The organism is Vibrio fluvialis, from assembly GCF_900460245.1.
In the GTDB taxonomy this organism is placed as follows: domain Bacteria; phylum Pseudomonadota; class Gammaproteobacteria; order Enterobacterales; family Vibrionaceae; genus Vibrio; species Vibrio fluvialis.
The window spans coordinates 1,622,076-1,644,600 of record NZ_UHIP01000002.1 but is presented as its reverse complement, the minus strand read 5'-3'; the positions used below and the strand labels follow the sequence as shown (position 1 = coordinate 1,644,600).

Below are 22,525 nucleotides of genomic sequence, written 5' to 3'. Positions count from 1 at the left end.
CCACCCCATTTGGGGTGGCCTTCGCTCAGACTTAAGGACAAGTTGATGACCAATTTTTTGCTTAAACGCCTGATTCAGGCGGTGTTCGTATTGCTGTCGATCACCCTCTTGGTGGCTTGGGCAATTCGTATGACGGGCGATCCGGCGCTGATGCTGACTCAGGGCGCGGGCAGCGTCACGGAAGCTGATCTGGCGCTGATTCGTGAATCGATGGGGCTGAATAAACCGTTTCTGGTTCAGTATGGTGAGTTTCTGCTCGGGCTGTTGTCCGGTGATTTTGGCAACAGTTTCCTTGGCGGCACGCCGGTCTCATCGCTGATTGAAATCTCTTTACCTGCCACCGTGCTGCTCGCGTTTGCGGTCATGATTATCTCGATTCTGCTTTCGATTCCGCTTGGCATCAAAGCCGCAGTCTCGAAAGGAAAATGGGTCGATCAACTGATCCGCGTGACGTCGCTGATTGGTTTGTCATTCCCCAACTTCTGGCTCGCCTTGATGTTGGTGCTGATTTTCTCTGTCACGCTGCAATGGCTGCCGCCCAGTGGCATGGACGGCATCGCCAGTTTTCTGATGCCGGCATTCACCATGGCCGTCATCCTCACCGCAACCAATGTGCGACTGGTGCGCACCGCAATGCTGGAAACGCTGCAATCGCAATACATTATGGTGGCTCGCGCTAAAGGCTTGAGCGAGACCAAAGTGTTGTACAAACACGCACTGCGTAACTGCGCGATTCCCCTGATCACCTATTTCGGTCTGCAATTTGGTGGCTTGTTGGGAGGCATAGTCGTGATTGAAAAGGTATTTAACTGGCCGGGGTTGGGCACGCTGGCGTTTGATGCGGTCAGCGCGCGCGATTATCCGGTGTTGCAGGCGGTGATCACCGTGTTGTCGATGCTGATTGTCGGCGTGAACCTGCTGGTGGACGTGGCTTATGGCCTGATTGATCCACGTATCAGAACGGAGTAGTAGCATGACCACTGCCATTCAAAGCAAACGCTTTACGCGTTTCAACAATCTCGAATTCATTTTAGGTTCGGTGCTGACCATCGGCATGATCGTGCTGGTGCTGCTGTCAGACGTTATCTTTCAGGGCGCCGCCGACAAAATTAACTTAACCGCCCGACTAGTGGCGCCGTTTACTCAGTCGGCACACTGGTTTGGCACTGACCCGCTCGGGCGCGACGTGTTGGCTCGCGTTGTCTCCGGTGGCGCCGTGTCGCTGCAGGTTGGCTTTATCTCTGTGCTTGGCGCAGTCGGCTTTGGCGTGGTGATGGGGCTGGTTGCAGGCTACTTTCGCGGCTTCTGGGATGTCGTCGTGATGCGTTTTGCCGACATTCAACTGGCGATGCCGTTCATTCTGCTGGCGATCACGTTCATCGCCATTGTCGGTGGCGGCCTGACCAACATGATTATTCTGCTTATTCTTTCGCAATGGGTGCAATACGCCCGTTTGGTGCGCGGCTCGGTGCTGTCGCTGCGCGACCGCGAGTTTATTCAGTCGGCCAAAGCGATCGGCGTCAGCCACTTCAATATCCTGTTTCAGCACTTGCTGCCGAACCTGATTGGTCCGGTTATCGTGTTGATGACGCTAAACGTTGCCAACAACATTCTGCTGGAAAGCAGTCTGACCTTCTTAGGTCTTGGCGTGGATCCGCTCACTCCAAGCTGGGGTGGAATGTTGGCGGACGGCCGAACCTACATTCAGACTGCCTGGTGGGTGAGTTTCTTCCCCGGTATGGCGATTCTGCTGACGGTGCTCGGGCTCAATCTATTGGGCGACTGGCTTCGTGACACACTTGATCCAACCGGGAGAACCGCCAAATGACAACCTTGTTATCTCAGGTAATCCATTCCAGTTTGAGCGAATGGGTGGCCGAACTCAGTCAATCTGACTATCGCGGTCATCAGGTTGAACTGTGGACTTTTAACGATCAAGCTTCGCGCGCCGAGGCGCAGTGTGCACTACGGGAATTGGGTATCGAGGCGTTTATCTATAGCGCCTACAAACCACTGGTGCACTTTTGTCTGGAAAGCACCGCGATGAGCGAATCCGTTCCAGAGCAGATTGAAGTGCGCTATCCGCTCAATCCACATGCATCAGAAAAGCGTTTTCTGCTTGAGGCGTATCCGCTGGGCGCATTGCTGCAGGATAAAAACGTGCGCTTTGTTGCCGACAGCAACCTGACAGACCGGTATCAACTTAACGTAACCAGCAAAGCGGGGCAGACACAGTCGCTGTTTGTGCTGGCGCCGAACCTTGTTCGTCCGGACGCAGCCGGTGCTGAGCAGTTGTCACCAACGGCTTGGTTGCGGATAACGAACCCTGAAGGCAAAGTGATAAAAGACGAAGCTCTGAGCAGCGATTACGAGCAAGCGTATCGGGCGGTGATGCAGGTGATTGCCCAGCACGACTGGCCGAATCATGCACCGTACTTTCAGCGGCTGGAGATCAACATTCAGTTGCCAACTGAGGATGACGCGCTTGGCTACGATCATGAAGTGATCAGCTTGCGCGAAGCGCTTCACGAAGACCTCTATTTCTCCGTTCAGGAGTGGTTTAAAACCCGGGCAGGCAAAAACGCGACCGCGCGCGACTGTCAGCCTGGACAGATCGTACCTAACATCACTCGTTGTGCAGGTAGTCAGGTGCACATTGATGTTGCGCTGACAGCGTATCAGCACACCCACTCAACGCATACGGCTGAGGTGTTGGCAAGCGCAGGCCATCCGCTGAGCGAGCAGCAGGTGATGTTTGAATTGGAAACCTTAGGGGGTGAGCCCTTTGCTGCTCATACGGTAAGCGGGAAACGCGTTAATGCCACTTACATTGCGGGCAGCGACAAAGCCGTTGTCGTCAGTGGCGGCCAGCATGCCAATGAAACGACGGGGGTGGTTGGCGTTCTGAGAGCTGCACGCCTCCTGAGCCAGCAGGCGAACGCGCATTTAGTCATCTCACCACTGGAAAACCCGGATGGTTATGCACTGCATCAGGAGCTGATTCAGTCGAATCCGCATCACATGCATCATGCGGCGCGCTACACCGCACTGGGTGATGATTTGGAGTATCGCACGGCGGAACCTTTGTACGAAAAAGCGATTCGCAAGCAGGCGCAAGCGCTTAGTCAGGCGCAGTTGCACGTCAATCTGCATGGTTATCCGTCTCATGAGTGGACCCGGCCGTTTTCTGGCTATGTGCCGCAGGGATTTGAGATGTGGACCATTCCTAAAGGTTTCTTTTTGGTGGTGCGTCATCTGGATACGCCGCAGTGGCAGGAATACGCCGAGCGTTTTGTTGATGCCCTGACTCTTGAGTTACAACACTGCTCTGAGGTTATTGCCATGAACCGCAAACAGATTGCTCTATATGAACAGCATGCGGGCGAAACCGGGTTTCGTATGATTAACGGCTATCCGTGTTTTGTGTCATCGGTGGATCAGGCGGATTTCCCACTGCAACTCATCACAGAATATCCGGACGAGTCGATTTATGGTGACGACTTTATTGCCGGTCATGCGGTGCAGATGGAAACGGTGCTGGCGGCGTATCGGGTACACCAGTCACTGAGCTAAAACAAGAAAGCTGTTGTTCTTCGGAATGAGAGCACAACAGCTTTCCTTTTTATTTGAGGCGTTGTTTCGCTTACTGCTGATTGTCGCTGTAGCAGCGATTGACGCGTGGCGTCAGTTTGATGGTCAGCTCATAAGGGATAGTCCCCACGTGGTTGGCAATGGTTTCGATCGGCAGGTTTTGCCCCCACAGTTCGACCTCATCACCCACTTTATCTTGGGCATCCGGACCGAGATCGACGGTGATCATATCCATCGAAACCCGACCGACAATCGGCACCTGGCGGCCATTCACGTACACAGGCGTACCACTTGGCGCGCAGCGCGGATAGCCGTCGCCATAGCCCATCGCAATGACCCCGATATTGGTATCACGCTCTGCCAGCCAGGTTTCACCATAGCCAACCGGGCGGCTGGCCTGATGTTTGCGCACGGCAATCAGGCGAGTGGTGAGCGTCATGACTGGAATCAAGGCGTGATCGGACCCGGTATGAGCCGCACTTGGCGAAATGCCAAACAGCGCAATGCCGGCGCGGGCGACATCGTATTGTGACTGTGGCCAGAACAGAATGCCTGCCGAATTGGCGATGGTCTTTGGCCCGTCATACTGCGCCGTGGCTTCATTAAAACAGGCCAACTGACGCTGCGTGGTTGGGTGGTTAATGTCATCTGCGCAGCTAAAGTGACTGATAAAGCCAACCTTATCTTTCAGTTTTTGCGTTCGCTCGATGCGCGCAACGTAATCCGACACTTCGTAAGGCTGCACGCCCAAACGGTGCATGCCAGTGTCTACTTTTAGCCATACGTTCACTGGGTTCGCCAGCTCGCGGTTTTCAAGATCGCAAAGCTGTTCTTCGCAGTGAATCGTCGTAGCAAGGTTCATCTCAGCGGCGCGTTGTAAATCCTCGCCACAGAAACAGCCTTCCAACAACAAAATCGGTTGGTTGATGCCCGCCTGACGCAGTTCTTCCGCTTCTTCCAGACGTGACACCGCAAACAAGTCAGCTTCTGGCAGAGCTTGCGCCAATTGCACCGCACCATGCCCGTACGCATCCCCTTTGATCACCGCAACCACTTTTTGCGAACCGCTCAACGATTTGAGCTGGCGATAGTTATGTTGTAAAGCGTTTAGGTCGATTCGTGCTTGGGCGGTAATCATGTGGCTTCCTGCTGACATACATTGATTTTAGAGGATAACTCCTGAATGGTGGTTATTATGTAGCAAAATCATTGCTTGTGTTAGTAATTTGTAGAGTATGTAACTGTGATGTTTGCATTATTCTTGTCTAATATTCTGTTAAAATAATGTTGAATAATATGGAGTGCTTTGTGCGAGGTTTGTACTTATATAAAATTCTGGTGAGTGGTATAAAAAAAGAGTTTCCTAAATTTGAATTCTCAACGCCTTTATCCATGTGGTTTAGATGGGATTTAACGATGATTTCGTTCTCTTTAGGCTGATTTCTGTACAAAATAACCGTATTCAGTCACTTATTGCTTATCACAGTGCAAAATATGACCATGTGATTCGCGTTTTAATCGCAATCAAAGCCTTATCTGGTCAGATCTCACTCGATTTTCATGCAGTGAAATGTGCTTTAATCGAATCTAACGACGAATTTATATAAATCTGATAGCGAAGGGATTTTAACGTATGGTCCTGTGCCCGGTTTTTGTGACAGGCAAATATGTTGTCAAAATGTAGTCAGGCAGGATTTACGGTAAAACGCAAGCTGTGTTCTCGGTGGCATGTTGGAAACGGGCGAGGGCATATTTCGTGTTTCAGGTTGAAGCTCAGCGCGAGAGACGACATTATGGCCATGACTTCACAATCAATAAGGACGACGACGATGGATGCCAGTTTGCTGACTCAGTATTTCGAACGTATCGGTTTATCAGACACACCAACATTGGATGAACGCGGTTTGAGATTGCTGCATCAAAACCAACACCGTAGCATACCGTTTGAAAATTTTGATGTGGTATCGGGCAAAGGAATCGATCTCGATCCTGCGGCTGTTTTTTATAAGCTGGTTGCGGAAAAGCGCGGCGGTTACTGTTTTGAAGTCAATGGCTTACTACTGCGAGTGATGCAAACTCTCGGGTTTGATGCTCGGCCACTGTTGGGACGCGTTCACCTCTCAGGGCAGCCGACGGGACGCAGTCATCAATTAAGTTTAGTCATGTTGGGAGAGCAGTCCTGGCTGGTGGATGCTGGCTTTGGAGCAAATACACCGCGTCAGGTGATGCCGCTTGTGCTGAATCGGGAAATGACCTTCGATTATCAGACGCTGCGTTTTGTTGAGCGTGCTGATTATGGTGTGATGCTGCAAAGCAAAAACGGCGATGAGTGGAGCGATCTTTACAGTCTGGATCTGGGTTTTGTCTGCCCAGCGGACATTCAGTATGGTAACCATTTCACCTCGACCCATCCGAGTTCAGTTTTTACCAACGCCTGTGTAGCGGTGATGCCGACGCCAAACGGCATCACCACTTTGCTCAATAACAAGCTCACTATTCGCGATGGCAACAATACCGAGCAGATCCTTCTTAATGATGAGCACTCCTACTTTTCGGCGCTGAAACAACACTTTGGCATTGCGCCTCGTGTCCCGTTCGACGTGCTGAAAGGCTATTTCGGTGAGTAACATGCCACTACTGATAGGCCTAACAATGTGTGAAGTGGATTAAACTCTGATGTGTAACCCATGAATCTTTAGCGATCTGTGGCTTAGCTTAAGAATCTCTTAAGAAATCCTTCATAGAGTTTAGCTATGGGGCGTATCGCGCGTCGCCGTTAGCTGACTTTCATAAGGAAAGCATATGATCAGAAACATTCGAATCGGGCTGAGAAGCGCCTTGGCGTTTGGTGTTGTGGGTATTTGTACACTGATATTGGGCCTGTTCTCCGTCTCTCAACTTTCTCACCTTAACGATACAACCGACATTCTCACTTTGCATCGCATGCCCGCTATATCAACGGTGGCGGAGTTACGCCGCGGCATTTTACGCACCCAAATTGCGGTCAGCGAACTTTCCGACGCGAAAACCCCGCAGCAACAGCGTGCAATCCAGACTCGTATCGATGCCATCATCCGCGATTATGATGCGGCTGAATCGGCGATGTCTGATCTGGCTGATAATCCGGATTCTCGTCAGCTACTCAACGAAGTCAGTCAACTGCACAACCAACTGACGGACGCCTTGCCTCAGCTTTTCCAGCTAACGGACAAAGGCGAGCTGGAAGCGTCGGTGCGGTATCGCGAAGACACCGTTGTGCCGCTCATCACCAAACTGGAAGTCGTGCTTGATCGGTATGACGCATTTCAGAAAACCATGGCCGGACGTGACAACGATGCCGCTACGCAAACCTATCTGAACGCGCGTAACCTGGTTTATGTCGGTATTGGCCTGACTCTGCTGGCGATCTTGTTGTTGGCTTACTTTTACAGCCGCAGCCTGATTGTGCCTTTGCACAATGCCGTCAATGTTGCCAAGCAAATCGCTGCCGGTGATCTGACACAGAAATTTTCTGACCCGCACCGCGATGAAGCGGCCGATTTACTTCAATCACTGGCGGATATGCAGCAGCAACTGGCAAGAGCCATTTCTCTGATTGGCGATTCATCCACCCAACTGGCGGCAACGTCGGAAGAGCTGAGTGTGGTGACCAATCAATCATCGGTTATCGTGACGCAGCAGAGTGACCAATTGGGTCTGGCCGCAACCGCGGTAAGTGAACTTACGTCAGCCATTGAAGAAGTTGCGCGCACGGCCAGTGCGACCAGCGCCAACGCTGAAGTGATGGACGAGAAAACTCAGAGCGGTAAAGGCAAAATTGGTGAAACGATTAAGGCTCTTGAGTTACTGAAATCGGACATGCAGGATGCAGAAAACAGCGTGTTGGTGCTTTCCGAAAACGTGGCGAATATCAGTACGGTGTTGGATGTGATTCGAGCCATCGCCGAGCAGACCAACTTACTTGCTCTGAACGCAGCCATCGAAGCGGCTCGTGCCGGAGACAACGGCCGTGGTTTCGCGGTGGTGGCCGACGAAGTGCGGGCGTTGGCTCATCGTACGCAGCAATCCACTTCTGATATTGAAGCGATGATCACCGCGGTCAGCTCTGAAACCAAACAGACGGTCAGCAAAATGGGGCGCAGCAACGATCTGGCGCATTCCACGCTAACCGTGGCGAATGACGCCAGTGCAGCTTTTGAAGAGATTTCTGTGCTGGTCAGCGAAATGAATGCTCAGAACGCCACGATTGCCAGTGCCGCAGAGCAGCAGGCCGTGGTGGCGAAAGAAGTGGACGAGAATCTGGTGCACATAAAAGATTTGTCGGTGCAGACCTCCGCCGGGGCGGATCAAACCAATGCATCCAGTGTGGAGCTGGCGAAACTGGCAGAACATCTCAATGAGCTGGTGAAACGATTTAAAATCTCCTGATTTACACCGCATCGGATTCAGAAGGTGAGGTGACGGCCACTCTCTGATCAATGGCGATGCGGTTTCTGCCGGAACCTTTGGCATCGTACAGTGCCATGTCGGCTCGTTTAACCAGCAAGTCGATGTTGCTGTCGTCTTTATCGACTTTGGCCAGGCCGATACTGGCGGTGAAATGGATTTGCTGCCCTTCACAATCGATAGAGAACGAGGCGATTGCTGCGCGGATTTTTTCCAGACAAGCGAGAGCTTCGTCCATCGAACTGTTGGACATGATGATGCCAAACTCTTCACCGCCAATCCTCGCCAGCAGATCATCGTCACCCAATTGCGCGTCGATGATGTCCACCGAATACTGCAACGCTTTGTCGCCCATATCATGGCCGTAGCTGTCGTTTAATTTCTTGAACTCATCCAGATCCAGAATCGCGACGAAAAACGCCTCTTCCTTCTGGTGATAATCGTTGAGTCGCTCTTTGAGCTCTTTAATAAAGCATCGGCGATTGAACGAACCGGTCAGCTCATCTGTGGTGGCCAGGAGTTCGAGTTCAACCAGTTGCAAATGCAAGGCGATATTGATGGAAATCCAGTTAGCGATACACTGCAGTTTTTCGGCGTCTTCTAAGCGATAGTAGTTTTTGTGTTTGTGCGCCACATTGAGCGTGCCAATGCAGCTGTCACCACTGATAAGCGGCGCGTCCATGCAGGTGTTCAAGCCGTATTCACCCAGCATTTTGCAGTCAATCTCATCAGACAGCGTGACATCGTCACAGATGATCAGGGTTTTATTCTTAAACACGCGGCCTACAAAAGAGCCTTCAATTGGCATTCGAAAGTCAATTGGAATCGCCTGATTTCCCGAAATGGTGTAGAGCTTGAGATGCTCCTTTCCTTCTGCCAGCGTAATGCTGACTCGCTCGGCATCAAAGATGTGGTGTATCCAGGTGGCGACGGTGTCGAGCACATTCTGCAAGGTACGCGATTTTGCCAAATGGTGAACGAAATCAACCGGAAAGCAAATGGCATTGCTGCTACTGCGTCGCGTGTGTTCGCCCAGTTCAATCACTCGCTCTGAAACCATATTTTGTCCTTGCGTCTGTCTTACCTATATACATTAGGTAGCATAAATTTGACGAATTGCGATTATTCGTGGCTGTAAAAGCAGAGATTATGAACCAATTTGGCCAAAGATGGCATGGATTCATCGTTCTGACATAGCGGAAATAATCAGCGTATTGATCAGCGCAATGGACATATCGGCAAACTGACTAACAGAGAATCCGCTAACCAGTTTACCAAGCTATATCACGTGAGGAAGTCAGGTGAGAAAGTCAGGTGAGAAAGCTGAGCGATTATTCCAGCGATTTAATGACTCTCGCCGGATTGCCGGCAATCACGACATTGTCACCAAAACTCTTAGTAACAACAGCACCGGACGCGACAACGACGTTGTTACCGAGTGTCACGCCTGGGTTGATGGTTGCATGCCCGCCAATCCAGCAGTTGTTGCCGATCGTGATCGGCTTGGCGAACTCTTTGCCGCTGGCACGTTCAACGGGATCGAGAGGGTGACAGGCGGTGTACAACCCCACTTGTGGACCAATCAGGCAGTCATCACCAATGATCACTTCTGCACAATCGAGGATGACGCAGTCGTAGTTGGTGTAGAAGTTGTTGCCGACTTTGATGTTTACGCCGTAGTCACAGTGAAAATGGCGATTCACAGAAATGTTGCTGCCTGCAGTGCCAAACAGCTCAGTAATTATGCGCTCCTGCAGTGCTTGCTCATCAGACTGGCTGCGATTAAACCTATCCAGTTTCTCGCGTGCCGACGCTCTCATTGCTTTCAGTTCTGTATCGGCCGGGTCGTAGATCTCTCCCGTGACCATTTTTTTAAACTCGTTCACTTTTGTTCACCTTTAACTACTTTAGTATCCAAACACGAAAAAATTGGTTAAATGAAAAAATATAAACATATAAAGTGTTCATTCTTGATCGAATTGATACAATGTCAACGATTTTCAGGAGACGACGAATGAACAAATGCATCGCAGAGCAGCGGCAACGTATTTTACTGGATATGCTCGCTGCCGAAGGAAGCCTTAATGCCACTGAGGTCGCCGAGCGGTTGAACACAACCGGTGCCACAGTCAGACGAGATTTGAACAAACTGGCTGAAATGGGGCTTTGCAAGAGAACGCACGGTGGCGCGATAGTGCTGACCCCCGCGAATGGCAGTGTGGATGAGCGTCAGTCTCAGCATGCACTTGAAAAGCAGAGCCTTGCCGCAACCGCGCTCTCGTTGATCAAACCTAATCAACTGATTTTCATTGATGCCAGCAGCACCAATATGGCGCTGGCAGATCGCATGCCGCAGGATCTGAATCTGACGGTAGTGACGAATTCCATCCACATTGCGATGTCTCTTTACAATCGGGGAGCGATTAACACCATTTTGATCGGTGGCCAGATTGATGCCGCCATTGGCGGCGCGGTGGATGCCAAAGCACTGGCCGATGTTCAGATGTTTCACTTTGACCTGATGTTTATCGGTGTATGTGCGTGGTCGCAAGAGCATGGTTTTACGGCGCTGCACTATCCTGATGCCCAGTTTAAACGCCAGTTGCTCAAGCAGAGTGGTGCCAAGGTTGTGCTGTTTACGCCCGATAAAGTGGAAACCTACGCGCCGTTTTCTCTGATGGCGACGACAGACGTTGATTATTTGGTGTGTGACGGTGCATCAACGCCAGACAACCTGACGCGCACGCTTGTAGAGTGTGGCGCCCATATTCTTGACAGTCACGCTGGCGATGATCAGCAATAAAGGTAGAAAACGCATGACGAATAAACATATTGGCGATTTGGTATTAACTGAAGCGCAAATCCAACGCGGTGTCGCACTCGTGGCTGAGAAAATTAACCAGAATTATCGCGACGTGGTGATCGTCAGTGTGGTTCCTGGCGGCATATTGTTTACCGCTGATTTGGTTCGCCAGTTACAGCCAGACGTTCGGATGGATTACATCTCTTGCCCTCATACTCCGGGGGACAGAAACAACCAATCACAGATCGTCTTTCACGAAAACATCGCGCTGGCCGGGCAGAATGTCATTCTGGTTGATGATGCCATTGAGTCGGGCGGTACCATGAAAAGAATCGTGGAGTTTCTGCTGGCCAACTACGCAATGAAGTCGCTCGCCATCGCAACCCTGTTCGTCAAACCTAACCGCGTCGATATTCCGGTCACGCAATACTTCGCCTATGAAATGGACAACGATGACCTGTTGGTTGGGTACGGATTGCCCTGGCAAGACAAACTGAGAAACGTGCCGTTTGTCTCTAAGTTGGTGAAGTAGTCACGAGCTGTGCGTTGAATCGCAATAACGATTTAAATGTCAGCGATTTTATCCAGTTGTATTAACACGTCTGTCACCTTCCCACGCTATACCTGTCAATAAATCTAATTTGAGACACCCGTTGAATCGGCTCAAGTGATAATGAATATATTTTCGTATGTGAGTTGCTGCTGTACTACGCTTAAAAAGTTTTCTTTCGATAACAAGCAATAAGGAGTATTGCAATGAAGTCAGTCTTGGCACTAGTGATTGCAGCGATGGTCTCATCGGGAGCAAGTGCGGCGGACCCGAAACCCGCCACGCAAGCAACGATAGACGCAAACAATGCAGTCAAACAATCCTTACCTTTTAGCGACAAAAAAGACTTTGAAAACGCTCAGAAAGGCCTCATCGCAAAGCAGGATGTGGTAACGATCAAAAATGACAAAGGTGACGTCGTTTGGGATCTGGAGCAATACAAACAGTACATCACGCTTAATAACCCGGCTCCGGATAGCGTTAACCCAAGTTTGTGGCGTAACGCTCAGCTCAACATGATTAATGGCTTATTTGAAGTGACCGATGGTATCTATCAGGTGCGCGGTTATGACTTGAGTAACATCACTTTTATCAAAGGTAATACCGGTTGGATTGTCTTTGACCCACTTATCTCACAAGAAACGGCTAAAGCCGCTTTAGATTTTGTTAACGAGAAACTGGGTAAACGTCCGGTTGTCGCCGTCGTTTATAGCCACAGTCATATCGACCACTTTGGTGGTGTTCGCGGGATTGTTGATGAAAAAGATGTGAAAGCGGGCAAGGTTAAAATCATTGCTTCGCACGGATTCACTGAACATGCCGTGTCGGAAAACGTGATTGCGGGTAATGCGATGGGTCGTCGCGCGATCTTCATGTACGGCGCATTATTACCTCGAAATGAATTTGGTGGTGTAAACGGTGGTTTAGGACAAACCACATCAACAGGGATCGCCACACTCATCGAACCTACGGACATCATCGAGAAAACCGGCGATGAAATGACCGTTGATGGGGTGAAGATGGTCTTCCAATATACTCCTGGCACAGAAGCTCCGACGGAAATGAACACCTGGTTCCCGGATAAGAAAGCACTGTGGATGGCCGAGAACTCAACCAATACTATGCACAACATACTGACGCTGCGTGGCGCGCAGGTTCGTGACGCGTTGAAATGGTCGGGATATTTGCAAGAAACCATCGAAATGTGGGGCGGAGACGTTAAGGTTAAATTCCAAAGCCACCATTGGCCGATGTGGGGGAATGCTGACATCGTTGAGTACTTTAAGAAGCAACGCGATATCTACAAATATACCCATGACCAAACGGTGCGCTTGATGAACCAAGGCTACACTGGTGAGGAAATCTCAGAAATCATTAAGTTACCCAAAACGTTGGAAAATAACTGGAGCACCCGCGGCTATTACGGAACCCTGCGTCACAACAGTCGTGCTGTCTATCAACGTTATATGGGGTGGTATGATGGCAACCCGTCTGATCTGAATAACCTGCCACCGACCAATGCTGCAGTGAAATACGTGGAGTATATGGGCGGCGAGAGCGCGGCGATTCAGAAAGCGCAGGCAGACTTCGATAAAGGTAACTATCGTTGGGTTGCTGAAGTGCTTAAGCATGTTGTGTTTGCAAACCCACAAAGCAAGAAAGGTAAAGAACTGCTAGCGGATGCGTACGAGCAGTTAGGTTATCAGTCAGAATCTGGCCCGTGGCGCTCTGTATATCTGCAGGGTGCTTATGAGCTAAGAAATGGCACCCCTTCGGCGGGTGGTGTTCAGACTGCATCACCAGACATCATCAAGAATATGCCACCTGAGATGTTGTTTGATTATCTCGCGGTGCGTATTTTGCCTGAAAAAGCAGAAGGTAAGAAATTTGCCATCAATCTGAATTTCACGGACCTGGATGAGAAATACACCTTGTATCTGGAAGACTCAGTGCTGATTCATACCAAAAAGCAATCGGATAAACCCAACGTGACTCTAACCTTGACGAAATCGGTACTGGATGATGTTCAGTTAGGTAACGTCACGCTCGAAAAAGCGATTGCCAATGGCGACATTCAGCTGAAGGGTGACAAAGAAGTCTTCAAGGATTTCGTCGGGATGCTGGATCGTTTCAATTTCTGGTTCAATATCGTGACACCATAGTAGGACGGTTAAGATGAAGCTGATGTCTGCTTTTCTGACTGCCGTATGTACATTGAGTGCAAGCCCATTAAGTTGGGCTTGCTCTTACGACGGGCAGTTTAGTAACCCGTTTGCGGAGAGTTATCCTGGCGCGCTGGATGTCGCAATGGCGACGCAAGATGCCTTAAATACTCAAACTATTTCGGTTCCGACAAAGCTTGAAGGTGAAAAAGGATTACGTCGGGCAACGTGGTGGTTGCACTTATTGGTCAGCCAGAACTCTGATGCTCTTATGGATTCCTATATCTATCTGGTGGATAGCCAGTTGTGGGCGCACTATGATGCAAACAGTAAATTGACTGTTCACTCCTTGCCGCCTGAGGCGAATCAAAAAGTGATGCAACTGACTGAGATCGCTTTGCATAATATTGTGTCAAAGAAACTGAGTTTGAAACATGCAGAAAAGCTGGGGCTGGTGCTGACAAGTTAGTGGGGCTTTGGATGAGAATTGTCAGTGTGTGGACTTATGTTTCGTAGCTGCGTCAATCCTGTCGTTAAGATTGTCTTTACGCTGACCCTATTACTTTTTTATTTGAAGTACACCGGGCATCCTTTGCCCGTTCTGGCACCAATATTCGTCGTGATACTTATGACGACGATACCGTCAAAACCTCCAATGAATTTGGTGTTGCAATTGGTATTGGTGCTGCTGCTCATTAGCTTTGTGATGGTGTTTTTCGTGCAAATGTTCGCGGGGTCGCCCACGGGGTTTGCGTTGGTGTGTTGGGGCATCTTCACTTGGAGTTATCACCGCAGCCACAACAATCCACAAGACATCATCTCGAACTTGGCATTAATCGTGCTCACCACTGCGACCGGGATTTTGTTTACCATTCCGACCATGTTGCTGTGCGGCTTTGGCGCGCCTGAGTGGGTGGCGATGGGCGTGTCATTGTTCTTAGGCATTCAGCTTGCCTGCTATGCCATCCGCCGCGATGCCCATTCCGCGATTTATCAGTTGCTTCTGACTAACGTTGTCGTCCTGACTTATCAAGTCATTAAAAATGCGGGTATCGATTCGTTCTCGTCCGGAATCATGCGCTTGGTGTCCATCAGCATCGCCATTTTTATCGGTGCGCTCATTTTAAGGCTCATCAGTCCAAGCAGGGGACGGAATCACGAAGCGAATCGAGCTAATAAAAAGAGCCCTTGGGGGAAGGGCTCTTTGGGGTGGAGCATAACGTTTAAGCTTTAATCAGAGTCGCAGCGCTGCGCATCGCTTCTTTGGTTGAACATTCAACGATATTGGCGTTGGCAAAGCGGTGAGCATCTTTCACTTGGATATCGTGAGCGAGGATGACCAGCTTGGCGTTTGCGACGTCCAGTTCGGTGATACGGTTCTGAATACCGTTTTGGCCTTGAGTTTCTACTTTGATTTTGATGCCGGCCGCCGCCCCTGCTTTCTCTAGCGCTTTTGCTGCCATAAAGGTGTGCGCGACACCTGAAGGGCAACAAGTGACAGCGACGATGTCATATTCGCCTTCACCAGCAACTGGAGCTGCTTGTGCAGGCGCTGCTTGTTCCAATTCTGCTTCCGGATCTTCTGTTACAACCGGTTTCCATAAGCCGACTATCAATGCTGTTGTTAGCGAGCCCAATGCGATGCCGACCACATACATGGGAATGTTGCTGGAAACTGGCGCTGTGATGAGGCCGCCCCATGGTGCGTGAAGCAATACATTGGTCAGAAAACCAAATACACAACCGACGATACCACCAGCGACAATTGAAGGAAGCACACGCATCGGGTCATTTGCGGCAAATGGGATAGCGCCTTCAGAGATACCGATGGAACCCATGATGGCAGCAGCTTTACCAGCTTCTTGTTCTTGCTTGGTGAACTTGTTCTTAAACAGGAAAGTGGCTAGCGCCATACCCAGAGGAGGCGTACAGATGGCGATACCCACGCCACCCATTAACCACGGTTGAGTATCAACCTGAGTTTGAGCGAATAGAGTTGCCACTTTGTTGATTGGACCGCCCATATCAAATGCCGTCATCCCACCCAGAATAGTACCGAGCACGACTTTAGAAGCACCAGCCATTGAGGCAAGGAACTCATTCATTGATGCCATGAAGATCTTGATGGGTTCGCCAATGCCCCAGAGTACAATCCCAGCGGAGACAATGGTGCCGACAAGAGGGTAGATAAAATACGCACCCAACGCAGTCATATGGGCGGAAAGAGGGATCTTCTTCAGTTGAAATACCACACCACCTGCGATAAAGCCCGCTACGATACAACCGAGGAAGCCACCGCCCATATCGGCCATGATGCCAGACGAGATCATGGCCGGTGCGAGTGCTGGTTTATCAGCAATCGAGTAACCGATGAAACCACCTAAAATGATCGGGAAAAGAACCAAGCCTTTGATACCAATATTGGAAATATCAGCCAATATACCGTCTGCCGGAACTGCACCTTTGCCTGATGCCATTACGGCTAATGCCAGTAGCACACCACCAGCAACGATAAATGGCAGCATGTGAGAAGTACCAAATAAAAGGTGGCCTTTCATGGTACTAAGGAGCTTTTTGAAATCGCTACTATTATTCGTAGCTTGAGCTGTTAGGGTACTCATAATTTCTCGCCTTATGATTGAATTTAAATATTAAGGATTTGATGTTCGTCTTTTGCGTTACGGATATCTTAAATAAACTATTCTCTTAATTTTCGAATAATTATTGAATCGCCAAATATGATGTTCTGCACCGTTGTTGAGTGAAGAATGCATAAAAAATAGGGCAGGCTGAACACCGTCTTTATCACCGTAAACGATGCTGACCCAAGTGGTGAAACTCAACTTTTTACGTGTTTCATGTCAGCTAAGAAAGCCTTTTTCTAATGGCTCGATGGCTATCGAACAGCATTTATGCCAATACATCAAAGAGTTGCTTTTTATTGGTTGCCTGTAAGTTTCTATTAATGGGCGCAGTGCTTATTCATTCAATAATCACATTCATATTTAAACGTTATGAAGTAACGAACTTAATGTAATTAGTGAGCGTGTTTTCATAAATAGTAAAATAAATACAATCACTATATTTTTGTATCACCAATACTTAAGTGTGATGTGGCTCTACTGGATATATCCATGTGAAGCGAATCAGTGCGAATAGAAAAAAGCCAATAACGATGATTATTGGCTGAACGATAAAATATAACAGTACGATAGAATCGCAAGAGACTGTCTTTAACTATAAGCGCGTGCCACTCTGCCTTGGCAACTGAGGGTGTATTTTTGCACGTATGCCGGAATGAAAACGGATTGGCCTTTCTCTACTATACAAACTTCACCGTTTTCATGCGTAACAACCAATGTGTCGTCAAGCGGTAACAATATTTCGGCGCTTTGAACATCAAGGCCGATATTGGTTGCGCCCGGTATGATGGCGAACTTGAAATCGTCGACCGGGATTGGGTATTCGAGCACGCCTTTATCTTCAATCGGGGCCAACAATAGGCTATCAAACGGTTTCTCACGAAATCGCGTGCACGCCACGAGTTCATTGACGTCGATGTACTTTGGCGTGAGCCCTGCACGCAGAACGTTGTCTGAATTGGCCATGATCTCAAGCCCGGTGCCTTTTAAGTAGGCGTGCGGAGTTTCTGCATCCAGGTACATGGCTTGCCCTGGCTGAAGGGTGACAACGTTGAGTATTAAGGGCGCAAACAAACCAATATCCCCCGGATACTGCTTCTCAAGCTCTAAAATCAAGCTAAACAAGGGTAAATCGATGATGCGCGCCTGCGCTAAAAGCACCGTTAACGCCATCTCCTTCTGCTCGCCTTCTAACGATAGCAATCCGCCGAAGAACGCCGCCAAACCAGCTGGTGTTTGCTCGGTGATAAGATCGTTAACCAGGCTCTTTAGTTCAGGGATAGCCAGCTCTGAAAAGAGGCTGATGATTTCGCTGATGGGACGAAAGCCATTCATTGCCTGGTATTCCGTCAATGCATAAACGAGTTCTGGCTTGTGATTGGGGTCTTTGTAATTACGATTTGCTGCGTTCAGCGGGATGCCTTGTTGGTTTTCCTCAGCGAATCCGAGTTCTGCTTGTCGCTTATTTGGGTGAACCTGAATCGACAGTGCTTTTTCTGCCGCCAACACTTTAAACAAATAAGGAAGTTCGCCGAAGCGGGCCGCAACATCGTGGCTCAGAAAAGCGTTCACATCTTGGGTAATCAGGGTTGAAAGCTTGGTCTCTTCGCCGTTAAACAAGACGGTTGAACAACCATTCGGATGTGCGCCCATCCAAATTTCTGCCTGCGGCTCGTTGGTCGGATTTTCAATATCAAACAAATGGTTAACTGACGTTCTGCTACCCCAGGCATAGTTTTGAATCACATTGTTCATCACAAAGAACATGGGATGAGCGGTTGTGGTTTGGAGGGCTTTCGTCTCGTGGATCGTTAAGTCAGACATAGAGTGTCACCATAGAAGGTCATCATGGCTCGGATGTTGCCCGAGCCATTGGAGTGGTATGGGGAGGGATTAAGCGATAGCTTCAATCATTTTTGCTTTGCGGACTTTCTTGAGCGTTACACAGGTGACTGCGGTAACTGCTGCGCCTGCTGCCATGCAGATCAGAGCTAATAGTGGGTGGTTCATTGCGCCAAGCAGTGCGACCACAGGACCACCATGTGCGACGCTGTTGGTGATGCCAAATGAGAACGCCATAACGGCCGCGACCATTGAGCCAAGGACGTTTGCCGGAATGACTGACATTGGATCCTGCGCTGCGAATGGGATTGCACCTTCAGAAATGCCGACCAGACCCATCGCTCCTGCGGCTTTACCTGCTTCCGTCTCTGACTCTTCGAACAGGTCAAACTTACGGCCCAAGACGGTAGCCAGAGCCATACCCAGTGGAGCAACTGGGATAGCACACGCCATCGCGCCCATAAATTGAGTTTGACCGCTGGCAATCATGCCGACAGAGAAGAGGAAAGCGACTTTGTTGAACGGGCCACCCATATCAAAGCCGGCCATACCGCCAAGTACGATACCGAGCAGGACTACGTTACCGGTACTCATGGTAGTCAGCAGGGCGGTGAGTCCATCCATCAGGCTGGCGATTGGCGCGCCGATAACGAAGATAAAGAGCCCTGCGATGAACAATGAGCCGGTAATCGGCGCAATCATGATTGGCACTAAAGGTTGAATGAACTTGTGGTAGTTGATGGAAGTAATCCACTTCACGAAGTAACCAACCAGCAAACCGGCGATAATGGCACCAATGAAGCCAGTACCTGCATCTGCGCCGTAGAACGAACCGTTGTTTGCAATCCAGCCACCGATCAAACCTGGCGTTAACGCAGGACGGTCGGCAATTGCGTAAGCAATGTAGCCAGCAAGAATTGGGATCATTAATGTAAAGGCAACCACACCCACGTTTAGGATCTGATTCCACATGCTGCCTTCCGGGATGGCCATTCCTGCTTCGCTTGGTTGGCCGCCAATCGCCAGAGAGAGCGCAATCAACAGACCGCCGGTGACCACAAATGGGATCATGTGTGAGACGCCGTTCATCAAATAACGGTAAAGATCAGAGCGAGCCTGAGAGGCTTTGTCTGAGACCGAAGATGGGGTGCTAGCTTTCATCTCAGCTTGGAAAACCGGTGCGCTTAATGCCTCGTTAATCACGCCTTGCGCATCACGGATGGGCGCTTTAACGTTGGTCTTCACCACGCGTTTGCCTGCAAAGCGGTTCATGTCGACCTGTTTGTCACACGCCACGATGATGGCATCAGCACGTTGGATCTCGTCTTCTGTCGGACCGTTTTTTACCCCGATAGAACCGTTGGTCTCAACCTTAATCGCGTAACCCATCGCAGCCGCGCCTTTCTCTAATGCTTCGGCAGCAAGGTAAGTGTGAGCAACGCCTGCTGGGCAGCCAGTGACGCCGATGATGAAACCTTTACTTTCTTCTGCGCTGGCTGTGGGTTGAGGCTCTTGTTTTGCGAGCAGCAGGGCAAGTGCTTGTTCTGAGGTTGTGGCGCTGAGGAAGGCATCAATAAAGCCATCTTCAATCAGTTTTGAAGATAGTTCTGCCAGCACTTCGATGTGGTGATTATCGCCACCGTCCGGAGAGGCGATCATAAAGAACAACTTGGATGGCAAACCGTCTTCTGCGCCGTAGTCGATGCCAGACTGGCTAACGCCGATGACAACCGCAGGCGCTAGAACGGCAGCACTCTTCGCATGCGGAATGGCAACACCATCTTCAAATCCTGTATTACCTAATGTTTCACGCTCTTTAATATCGGCAAGGAATTGGGCTTGGTCAGAAATACGACCTTGCGTATAAAGAATAGAAACGAGTTCTTTAAATACATCTTCTTTCGAAGTCGCTTGAAGATCGAGTTTAATTAAATCTTCATTTATTAGTTTGGTGATCATTGTCGAACCCCTGTAAATATAAATTTCATTTCACAGGTATTCTTAATTTAATGAACAATAGACAGTAGTGAAGAAAAAATGCATTTGCTGGAGAATTGTAACGTCCTTGTTGCAGTGTGATTTAGATCGTCTTAACTCCTAAAACTAACTGCATATGTGATGCATTATGATGAGCCTGATAAATCATGAGTTTGTTGAGTGTTGCCCAAGATTATTAAAGGCTTTATTGGCTTTGTCTGGAAAGTTTGAACTGGAATATTGATGCGTTAACTGGATTTTTGTAACCTTAAAATGAAAGTGTGATTTTGCTCAATAGAGAAAAGCCATTTCAAGTGTATATCTGTAAGCGCAGCGTCATTCAAGCATGTGTAGAGTGTAAGAAAATGATTTTTCATGATTTAATTTCAGCCGTGTTAAATGAACGCGAACCTTTTCATAATGTTTGGTTTGCGGGTGATTTTCATACGCCGCCTGAATTTAGTTATCAAGTTAATTTCCCCCGTTTAGAATTAGTCCTTTACGGAGAGTATATTAACGAAATGGAAAGTCATGACCGAAAAGTCACCAATATTATCGCTCAGAAAGGAGACGCGATATTTATTCCGCCCAACTGTTGGAACAAACCTGACTGGGATAGTGATTGTTCAGTCTTGAGCATTCTCTTTGGGCGTCGCCAGCTTGGACTTAGCTTTGTGAGTAAACGTAAAGGCGAGGCAAACTTCTATGACATTCAAAAACACAGTATTCAGACGCGCTCAGGTTTCGCCATTGATAACATTTTAGAAGCACTGAGTTCGCTGGCGCGTGAAAATACCAAGAAGCCGATGGATGAATTACTGCTGCAGGCTTTGTTACAGTATGCGAAAACGATGCTGGATGCGCCTGCCGAGCTGCAATCACAAAATCGGGTTCAAGATCTCTATCAGGGAATTTGTATCTACATTCAGGAGAATTTCCATCGGCCAATTACGCGGGACAGCATTGCGTCTCGGTTCAGCATTTCATCTAACCATTTATCTCGTCTTTTCCGCCAGCAAGGGCATATGACTTTGGCAGATTACATTACGTGGGTAAGAGTGGATCGCGCCAAGTTCATGTTGAAGAAGTACAAATTCAAACTCAACGACGTATCAGTACGGTGTGGTTTTAAAGATGTGAACTACTTCTGCCGCGTATTTAAAAGCCGCACTGGCAGAACGCCAACAGAGTATCGTGGTTCAATTTAACCCAATTAGCTTTTCCTGCCTGCTAGCCAAGCAGTCTTGACATGGCGTACATCAGCAGCGCCTGTAAGTCGATACTGCTTTTGGTTAACAACAGCCGTTCTGCCATTTGGTCTGTCAGTAGGTTTCGGGTTAGGTTGGTTGCGGCGATGAGCTGTTCGCGCGTTGGTTTTTCAGGCATCACCAGTGCTATAACGAGGTGAACCTCTCCCATTTTGGATTCCCAATCCATCGACTTTTCGTTGGCAATGACGGCAATAGATATGTGCTCAATGCCGGGAAACATTACGTGGGGCAGTGCGATTCCCGGTGCGACGCATGTAGAGGAGCGCTCTTCTCTTTTGATGAAAGCCAGAATCAACTCGTCCGGATAAATAGGATGAATCAGCTGGGCGAGCCCTTTTAAGCATTCAAATTTGGTGAGGTTAGTATGTGCTTTGGCGTAGTGCCATTTGATTTCACAAGGCGGGCATATTTGTGGCAATCGTTGTGCTAACTGGCCAGAAAACTCATAGTTGATATGGGAGCCGACGACAGTAAAGCGCTCGGCGATAATGTCTTTAATAACAAAACATGCCAGCTCTGCATCAATACCGATGGCGGTGATTTGGCATAGATCGCCTTGTCGTAACCCTACCTGAAAAATCGCAACGGATTTCGTCAGCTCAGCAATGCGATTTTGCGTTATGTTTATGATGTGTAAGGTGCTTTTGAACTTCTTTGCGACACGATTTAACGGCTGGGCTACATGAGCACTCGCGTTAGCGTCTTCGACAAAAAAAGTGATTTGGTATTCGTTCATCTGTGAATTCAGTTGCGACAGTGGACGAGAAACACTTTGTCGACATTCAGCAATACATCTTCAATTGAGATTTGAATTTTATCCGTACCTTCAAATCGCGCTGGTTGTTCTATTTCAATATCAGACACAATTAGCACGCGATCGGCGTGAGCAATATCATGAGGTGTGAGTTGATTTTCAATCCCCATTGCACCTTGCGTTTCGACTTTTATCTGTACGTTATATTTTGGCGCAGCTTTCATCAATGCATCTGCCGCCATATAAGTGTGCGCGATGCCTGTAGGGCACGCGGTCACCGCTACGATTCTCATTCTCTATCCACTTTATTTTTTTGTGGATACTAGCACAGTGGTCGTCAGTTGAATCTAACCCAGTTCGAATTAACGCAAGAGCTCTATCACAGTTTAAATCTCATGTTACATTAATCCAGTTAATGCACTTTTAGTCCTATATCTCACAGGGTAGTCACTGGCTAATCTATGCTCACCGAGAACAAGAAGGAATG

At 48.9% G+C, this 22,525-nt stretch carries 19 protein-coding genes; 11 read left to right on the top strand and 8 right to left on the bottom strand.

From position 1 onward, the window contains the following. Positions 1-45 precede the first annotated feature (45 nt). The 3 genes from DYA43_RS22685 to DYA43_RS22675 are packed head-to-tail and all read left to right on the top strand — an operon-like array spanning position 46 to position 3,573. Positions 46-969 carry an ABC transporter permease gene (locus tag DYA43_RS22685; RefSeq protein ID WP_020328330.1) on the top strand — a complete coding sequence of 308 codons (924 nt, stop codon included), beginning with the start codon at positions 46-48 and terminating at the stop codon, positions 967-969. A gap of 4 nt (positions 970-973) precedes the next feature. Next, positions 974-1,828: an ABC transporter permease gene (locus DYA43_RS22680; RefSeq protein WP_024375171.1), complete on the top strand. Its 855-nt coding sequence runs from the start codon at positions 974-976 to the stop codon at positions 1,826-1,828. Next, a complete protein-coding gene (locus tag DYA43_RS22675) occupies positions 1,825-3,573 on the top strand; it encodes a M14 family metallopeptidase (RefSeq protein WP_061055764.1) in 1,749 nt (582 codons plus the stop codon). The genes DYA43_RS22680 and DYA43_RS22675 overlap by 4 nt, the downstream gene beginning before the upstream one ends. Before the next feature lie 70 nt (positions 3,574-3,643). Here the strand turns inward: DYA43_RS22675 and alr are convergent, their stop codons facing one another. Then, positions 3,644-4,729: an alanine racemase gene (alr, locus tag DYA43_RS22670; protein ID WP_061055763.1), complete on the bottom strand. Its 1,086-nt coding sequence runs from the start codon at positions 4,727-4,729 to the stop codon at positions 3,644-3,646. A 691-nt stretch (positions 4,730-5,420) separates the two neighbouring features. Here alr and DYA43_RS22660 point away from each other — a divergent pair. Next, positions 5,421-6,218, top strand: coding sequence for an arylamine N-acetyltransferase family protein (locus DYA43_RS22660; RefSeq protein ID WP_061055761.1), 798 nt, complete (start codon positions 5,421-5,423; stop codon positions 6,216-6,218). Between the two features lie 175 nt (positions 6,219-6,393). After that, entirely contained in the window at positions 6,394-8,019 is a 1,626-nt protein-coding gene (locus DYA43_RS22655; protein WP_061055760.1) for a methyl-accepting chemotaxis protein, read from the top strand. Position 8,020: 1 nt separating this feature from the next. Here the strand turns inward: DYA43_RS22655 and DYA43_RS22650 are convergent, their stop codons facing one another. Next, a complete protein-coding gene (locus tag DYA43_RS22650) occupies positions 8,021-9,097 on the bottom strand; it encodes a sensor domain-containing diguanylate cyclase (protein WP_061055759.1) in 1,077 nt (358 codons plus the stop codon). Between the two features lie 271 nt (positions 9,098-9,368). Further along, entirely contained in the window at positions 9,369-9,923 is a 555-nt protein-coding gene (locus DYA43_RS22645) for a sugar O-acetyltransferase (protein WP_061055758.1), read from the bottom strand. 128 nt (positions 9,924-10,051) lie between these two features. Here DYA43_RS22645 and DYA43_RS22640 point away from each other — a divergent pair, with 128 nt between their 5' ends. The 5 genes from DYA43_RS22640 to DYA43_RS22620 all read left to right on the top strand — a co-directional run bounded on the left by DYA43_RS22640 (position 10,052) and on the right by DYA43_RS22620 (position 14,786). Further along, complete coding sequence (locus DYA43_RS22640; RefSeq protein WP_061055757.1) at positions 10,052-10,840, top strand: DeoR/GlpR family DNA-binding transcription regulator; 789 nt, start codon at positions 10,052-10,054, stop codon at positions 10,838-10,840. A gap of 13 nt (positions 10,841-10,853) precedes the next feature. Next, positions 10,854-11,372, top strand: a complete 519-nt coding sequence (locus DYA43_RS22635; protein WP_061055756.1) for a phosphoribosyltransferase — start codon at positions 10,854-10,856, stop codon at positions 11,370-11,372. Positions 11,373-11,596: 224 nt separating this feature from the next. Further along, entirely contained in the window at positions 11,597-13,552 is a 1,956-nt protein-coding gene (locus tag DYA43_RS22630; protein WP_020328341.1) for an alkyl/aryl-sulfatase, read from the top strand. Positions 13,553-13,565: 13 nt separating this feature from the next. Continuing rightward, positions 13,566-14,021, top strand: coding sequence for a hypothetical protein (locus DYA43_RS22625; RefSeq protein ID WP_020328342.1), 456 nt, complete (start codon positions 13,566-13,568; stop codon positions 14,019-14,021). A gap of 36 nt (positions 14,022-14,057) precedes the next feature. Continuing rightward, entirely contained in the window at positions 14,058-14,786 is a 729-nt protein-coding gene (locus DYA43_RS22620) for a DUF2955 domain-containing protein (RefSeq protein WP_081094706.1), read from the top strand. Here DYA43_RS22620 and DYA43_RS22615 read toward each other — a convergent pair. From DYA43_RS22615 to DYA43_RS22600, 3 genes are all read right to left on the bottom strand, one after another. After that, positions 14,776-16,173, bottom strand: coding sequence for a PTS fructose transporter subunit IIBC (locus DYA43_RS22615; protein ID WP_047460845.1), 1,398 nt, complete (start codon positions 16,171-16,173; stop codon positions 14,776-14,778). The genes DYA43_RS22620 and DYA43_RS22615 overlap by 11 nt on opposite strands. Before the next feature lie 612 nt (positions 16,174-16,785). Beyond that, positions 16,786-18,018, bottom strand: coding sequence for a mannose-6-phosphate isomerase, class I (gene manA, locus DYA43_RS22605; RefSeq protein ID WP_061055755.1), 1,233 nt, complete (start codon positions 18,016-18,018; stop codon positions 16,786-16,788). 69 nt (positions 18,019-18,087) lie between these two features. Continuing rightward, positions 18,088-19,995, bottom strand: a complete 1,908-nt coding sequence (locus DYA43_RS22600) for a PTS fructose transporter subunit IIABC (RefSeq protein ID WP_061055754.1) — start codon at positions 19,993-19,995, stop codon at positions 18,088-18,090. A gap of 383 nt (positions 19,996-20,378) precedes the next feature. On the opposite strand from DYA43_RS22600, the gene DYA43_RS22595 reads away from it, so the two are divergent. Then, a complete protein-coding gene (locus DYA43_RS22595) occupies positions 20,379-21,221 on the top strand; it encodes a helix-turn-helix transcriptional regulator (RefSeq protein ID WP_047460849.1) in 843 nt (280 codons plus the stop codon). 22 nt (positions 21,222-21,243) lie between these two features. On the opposite strand, the gene DYA43_RS22590 is transcribed toward DYA43_RS22595, so the two are convergent. Continuing rightward, positions 21,244-22,020 (bottom strand): PTS sugar transporter subunit IIA, encoded by a 777-nt coding sequence (locus DYA43_RS22590; protein ID WP_020328357.1) that lies wholly within the window; start codon positions 22,018-22,020, stop codon positions 21,244-21,246. 8 nt (positions 22,021-22,028) lie between these two features. Further along, positions 22,029-22,331, bottom strand: a complete 303-nt coding sequence (locus tag DYA43_RS22585) for a PTS fructose transporter subunit IIB (RefSeq protein WP_032082532.1) — start codon at positions 22,329-22,331, stop codon at positions 22,029-22,031. Positions 22,332-22,525 lie beyond the last annotated feature (194 nt).

What these genes read in the sequence shown, in the direction of transcription:
- DYA43_RS22685 (WP_020328330.1), top strand. Translation starts at nt 46, where the DNA reads ATGACCAATTTTTTGCTTAAACGCCTGATTCAGGCGGTGTTCGTATTG.
- DYA43_RS22680 (WP_024375171.1), top strand. Translation starts at nt 974, where the DNA reads ATGACCACTGCCATTCAAAGCAAACGCTTTACGCGTTTCAACAATCTC.
- DYA43_RS22675 (WP_061055764.1), top strand. Translation starts at nt 1,825, where the DNA reads ATGACAACCTTGTTATCTCAGGTAATCCATTCCAGTTTGAGCGAATGG.
- alr (WP_061055763.1), bottom strand. Translation starts at nt 4,729, where the DNA reads ATGATTACCGCCCAAGCACGAATCGACCTAAACGCTTTACAACATAAC.
- DYA43_RS22660 (WP_061055761.1), top strand. Translation starts at nt 5,421, where the DNA reads ATGGATGCCAGTTTGCTGACTCAGTATTTCGAACGTATCGGTTTATCA.
- DYA43_RS22655 (WP_061055760.1), top strand. Translation starts at nt 6,394, where the DNA reads ATGATCAGAAACATTCGAATCGGGCTGAGAAGCGCCTTGGCGTTTGGT.
- DYA43_RS22650 (WP_061055759.1), bottom strand. Translation starts at nt 9,097, where the DNA reads ATGGTTTCAGAGCGAGTGATTGAACTGGGCGAACACACGCGACGCAGT.
- DYA43_RS22640 (WP_061055757.1), top strand. Translation starts at nt 10,052, where the DNA reads ATGAACAAATGCATCGCAGAGCAGCGGCAACGTATTTTACTGGATATG.
- DYA43_RS22635 (WP_061055756.1), top strand. Translation starts at nt 10,854, where the DNA reads ATGACGAATAAACATATTGGCGATTTGGTATTAACTGAAGCGCAAATC.
- DYA43_RS22630 (WP_020328341.1), top strand. Translation starts at nt 11,597, where the DNA reads ATGAAGTCAGTCTTGGCACTAGTGATTGCAGCGATGGTCTCATCGGGA.
- DYA43_RS22625 (WP_020328342.1), top strand. Translation starts at nt 13,566, where the DNA reads ATGAAGCTGATGTCTGCTTTTCTGACTGCCGTATGTACATTGAGTGCA.
- DYA43_RS22620 (WP_081094706.1), top strand. Translation starts at nt 14,058, where the DNA reads ATGTTTCGTAGCTGCGTCAATCCTGTCGTTAAGATTGTCTTTACGCTG.
- DYA43_RS22615 (WP_047460845.1), bottom strand. Translation starts at nt 16,173, where the DNA reads ATGAGTACCCTAACAGCTCAAGCTACGAATAATAGTAGCGATTTCAAA.
- manA (WP_061055755.1), bottom strand. Translation starts at nt 18,018, where the DNA reads ATGTCTGACTTAACGATCCACGAGACGAAAGCCCTCCAAACCACAACC.
- DYA43_RS22600 (WP_061055754.1), bottom strand. Translation starts at nt 19,995, where the DNA reads ATGATCACCAAACTAATAAATGAAGATTTAATTAAACTCGATCTTCAA.
- DYA43_RS22595 (WP_047460849.1), top strand. Translation starts at nt 20,379, where the DNA reads ATGATTTTTCATGATTTAATTTCAGCCGTGTTAAATGAACGCGAACCT.
- DYA43_RS22590 (WP_020328357.1), bottom strand. Translation starts at nt 22,020, where the DNA reads ATGAACGAATACCAAATCACTTTTTTTGTCGAAGACGCTAACGCGAGT.
- DYA43_RS22585 (WP_032082532.1), bottom strand. Translation starts at nt 22,331, where the DNA reads ATGAGAATCGTAGCGGTGACCGCGTGCCCTACAGGCATCGCGCACACT.